Origin of the sequence: Mesorhizobium sp. M4A.F.Ca.ET.050.02.1.1, from assembly GCF_003997725.1 — a bacterium.
Classification (GTDB): domain Bacteria; phylum Pseudomonadota; class Alphaproteobacteria; order Rhizobiales; family Rhizobiaceae; genus Mesorhizobium.
Genome location: NZ_RZSG01000569.1, coordinates 1 through 3,921 on the forward strand (window position 1 = coordinate 1; position 3,921 = coordinate 3,921).

The 3,921-nt window shown below is 63.7% G+C and carries 5 protein-coding genes; 2 read left to right on the top strand and 3 right to left on the bottom strand.

Features of this window, described 5'->3' with window-relative positions:
• From EOA33_RS27030 to betI, 3 genes are all read right to left on the bottom strand, one after another.
• Positions 1–342: lyase family protein (locus tag EOA33_RS27030; protein ID WP_245482447.1), on the bottom strand; the 342-nt coding region annotated here is incomplete at its 3' end.
• 263 nt (positions 343–605) lie between these two features.
• Positions 606–1,382, bottom strand: coding sequence for an SDR family oxidoreductase (locus tag EOA33_RS27035; RefSeq protein ID WP_127407029.1), 777 nt, complete (start codon positions 1,380–1,382; stop codon positions 606–608).
• Positions 1,383–1,470: 88 nt separating this feature from the next.
• Positions 1,471–2,085 (bottom strand): transcriptional regulator BetI, encoded by a 615-nt coding sequence (betI, locus tag EOA33_RS27040; protein ID WP_127407030.1) that lies wholly within the window; start codon positions 2,083–2,085, stop codon positions 1,471–1,473.
• 111 nt (positions 2,086–2,196) lie between these two features.
• Between betI and choX the strand changes: the two genes are divergently transcribed.
• The gene (gene choX / locus EOA33_RS27045; RefSeq protein WP_126055154.1) at positions 2,197–3,135 is read left to right on the top strand and encodes a choline ABC transporter substrate-binding protein; all 939 of its coding nucleotides are present in this window, start codon (positions 2,197–2,199) and stop codon (positions 3,133–3,135) included.
• The coding region (locus EOA33_RS27050) for an alpha/beta hydrolase (protein ID WP_145989301.1) at positions 3,132–3,921 on the top strand (790 nt) is incomplete at its 3' end. The genes choX and EOA33_RS27050, both read left to right, overlap by 4 nt.

A 3,921-nucleotide genomic window follows, 5' to 3' on the forward strand; every position in this document is an offset into this window, starting at 1 on the left:
GTTGGAGATCACCTCATTGGCGTTCATGTTGGACTGCGTGCCCGAGCCCGTCTGCCACACCACCAGCGGGAAATGGTCGTTGAGCTTGCCGTCGATCACCTCCTGAGCGGCCTCGATGATCGCCTTGCCGAGCGCGGGATCGAGGCGCTTCAGCTCCATATTGGCTTCGGCCGCCGCGCGCTTGACGATGCCGAGCGCGCGGACGATCGAGGCCGGCTGCTTCTCCCAGCCGATCTTGAAATTGCCAAGCGAACGCTGCGCCTGCGCGCCCCAGTAGCGGTCGTCGGCGACCTCGATGGGACCGAATGTGTCGGTTTCGGTTCTGCTCTTCTCAGCGCTCACTGGAGGGTCTCCGGTTGTCGAATTCGGCAACGGCGTATCGCGTTGCACAAATGGCATCAAGCAGAGATTGCGGGCCAAGAAGATGCAAATCGGTTGAAGCGCCTCTTCCTTCTCCCTCTGTCGGAAAAGGTGGATCGGCGCGCAGCGCCGACACGGTTGAGAGGTGCGTGACGGATCGCTGTCGGCGCCAAGCTGGAGCCCCCTCATCCGTCGCCTTCGGCTACACCTTCTCCCACAAGGGAGGAAGGGGAAGAGAGAGCCTCTCACCCCGCCGTATAGCCGCCGTCGATCGCAAAGATGCCGCCGCTGGTCCAGGCGGCCTCGTCGCTGCCGAGATAGACGGCAATGCCAGCGAGGTCGCTGGTGCGGCCGATGCGGCCGAGCGGATAGGAGCGCTCGACATAGGCCCTGAGGTCGTCCTGTGCCTGCTGCGGCAGGTTTTCGATCGAGTTGCGCCGCATCGCGGTGTCGATCGTGCCGGGCGCAATCGCGTTGACCCGGATGCCTCGCGGGCCGAGCTCGAAGGCGAGCGACTTGGTCAGCGAGTTCAGCGCGCCCTTGGAGAGCGAGTAAAGGCTGGACGGCCGCTTCGGGATCATCTTGTTGGCGAAATAGGACGAGATGTTGATGATTGAGGCGCCGGCGCCGAGCTGCGGCAGGAGCTGCTGCGTCAGGAAGAAGGCCGCCGTCACGTTGAGCGCGAAGGAATGCTGGAACCGTTCTTCGCTGACCGTCTCGAATGGCACCAGATAAGCGACGCCGGCATTGTTGACGAGGATGTCGAGCGGCCGGCCGGATCCTTTGACCCGGGCAGCCACCGCGTCGATGCCGGCGCTGGTGGCGAGGTCGGCCGACAGCGTTTCTACCGTGGCGTTACCTTTTGCTTCTACCGCCAGCGCGTCCCGCGCGGCCTCTAGCTTGCCGGCATCGCGGCCAACGATCAGCACATCGGCGCCTTCGCGAGCGAAGGCTTCAGAGATTGCCAAGCCGATGCCATCCGAACCGCCGGTGACCAGCGCCCTTTTGCCCTGAAGTCTCATCGCCAGGCTCCCTGCAATGTGCCGCGCAGGGATGCAGCGCCGAATGGCGCGGAGGGTCAACCCGTGGGCCTATCGCCCGGTATGAAACTTACCCGGCCGACGCCATCCCGGCGGGCGCTGTCTGGCGCAGGGCGAGGCGTCCCACGACGTAGTCCTTGACCTGGCGCACCGCCAACTCGCGCGATACGCTGCCCGGCCGCAGGCCAAGCCTAAGCCACAGCCCGTCGATCAGTGCGGTGACGCCGATCACTATCTCGTCGGCCACGTCCGGCGATGTCAGGCCGCGCAAGCCGGACAACAGGTTCGAGCGCATGCGCGCGTGGATGACCTTCTGGATGCGCGCCAGCTTTTCGTCGCGGGGCACCTCGGCACAGAGCGACAGCCAGGCATGGCAGAGCGGCGCCCGGAACAGATGCTCCTCGAAATTGCCTTCGATCACCGCGTCGAGCCGTTCCATCGGCGTCCGCGCTCGCCGGAGCCTGGCGATCACCGCGTGGCAAAGGACCGCATTTGCCTCGCGCATGGCATGCTCGAACAGCTCCTGCTTGCTGCGGAAATAGTGCAGCACGATGCCTTTCGAGGCGCCGGCCTGGGCCGCCACCTTTTCCAGCGTCGCACCGGCAATGCCCTCGCGCTCCAGCACCGCGAAGGCCGCCTGCCGCAACTCCTTGCGGCGTATGTCGCTGAGACGCGTGAGTTTCATCGGATCGATCCATGCATGGCGATTCCATTGTTGACATTTTCGTCCACTTAGATCAACAATTGACCAACGGGACAATAATATGACCAATTGGTCAATCAGAGGAGAGCCGATATGTTGCGAGTGCTTGCGAACGGGGTCTGTCTGGCTGCGTTGATGCTGGGTACCCAGGCGGCCCGAGCGGCCGAGGCCGAGCAGTGCAAGGCGGTCCGCATGGCGGAACCCGGCTGGAACGATCTCGCTTTCACCACAGGGGTCGCCTACGTCCTGCTCCAGGCGCTTGGTTACGAGCCGCAGAGCGAGGTGCTCGGCATCAACGTCATCTACGAGGGCATGAAGAACAGGGACCTCGATTTGTTCCTCGGCTACTGGGACCCGGCGATGGTCACCTACTATGAGCCCTACAAGAAGGACGGCTCGATCGAGAATGTGCGCGTCAATCTGGTCGGCGCCAAATACACCTTCGCCGTGCCGACCTATGTCTGGGACGCCGGCGTCAAGGACCTGTCCGACCTGCACAAATTCGCCGACAAGTTCGGCAAGAAGATGTACGGCATCGAGCCGGGCTCCAACCAGCTGATGATGGACGCTATCGCCGATCCTCAGTTCGGCCTCGACGGCTGGCAGGTGGTCGAGTCGAGCGAAGCTGGCATGCTCTCGGAGGTCGGCTACGAGATCAAGGAGAAGCAATTCATTGTCTTCCAGGGCTGGGCGCCGCATCCCATGAACACGATGTACGACTTCAAGTACCTGACCGGCGGCGACAAGTTCTTCGGCCCTAATTTCGGCGCCGCGACGGTGACAACGCAGGTGCGCAAGGGTTTTCTGCAGGAATGCCCGAATGTGGCGCAGTTCCTGAAGAACCTCGCATTCGACATCGATATGGAGAATGTCGGCATGGGCTACCTGATCAATGACGGCATGAAGCCGGAGGAGGGGGCGTTGAAGTCGATCGCCTTGCACAAAGATCGTCTCGACGCTTGGCTCGCCGGTGTCGCCACTTTCGACGGCAAGCCAGGCCTCGCCGCGGTCAAGGAAAAGCTCGGACTGTGAGGCCGGCAGCTTTGGAGCTGGCGTATCAGGAGGCCGAGCAGGACCCCTGGGCCGGCCGCAAGCAAATCGCCGGTGTCGGCGGTCTCGATCTTGCCTATGTCGAGGTCGCCGGTTCGGAGCCGCCGCTGCTCCTGGTTCATGGCTTCACCGACACCAGCCGCAGTTTTTCGCTGCTGGCGCCGCATCTTTCCGGGCGCCGACTGATCATGCCGGACCTGCGCGGCCACGGCGCCTCACAGGCGGGCGATGGTTATCGCATTGCTGACTTCGCAGAGGACATTGCCGGGCTGATCCGCAGCCTGCGGCTCGATCGGTCGGTCGTCGTCGGCCATTCGCTGGGTGGCATGGTGTCGATGATGCTGGCCGCGCGGCATCCCGAATTGATCGGCGGGCTGGTGATTGTGGCCAGCACGCTGAAGCCCGATTTCGGACGGGATCATCAATTGACCGACAGGGTCGCGGCGTTGCGCGATCCGATTTCGCCAGCCGATCCGTTCTATGACTGGTGGCATGCCTGCCAGCCAGGTGTGCCGCAGGCTTTTCTCGCCGGTCTCGCAAAAGACGCCTCCGCGATTCCCGCGGCGCGCTGGCGCGCCATTCTCGAAGAAGTCCGTCGCGCCGATCTGACCGCCGTGGGGCGAGCCGTGCAGGCGCAGGCGTTGATCATCGCTGGTGTGCGCGATCCGCTTTTCGGCGCGGTGCACCAGCGAGCGCTGGCTCAGGCGCTGGTGGGCTCACGTCTGGTGTGGGCGCAAGATTGCGGTCACAACCCGCATTGGGAGGATC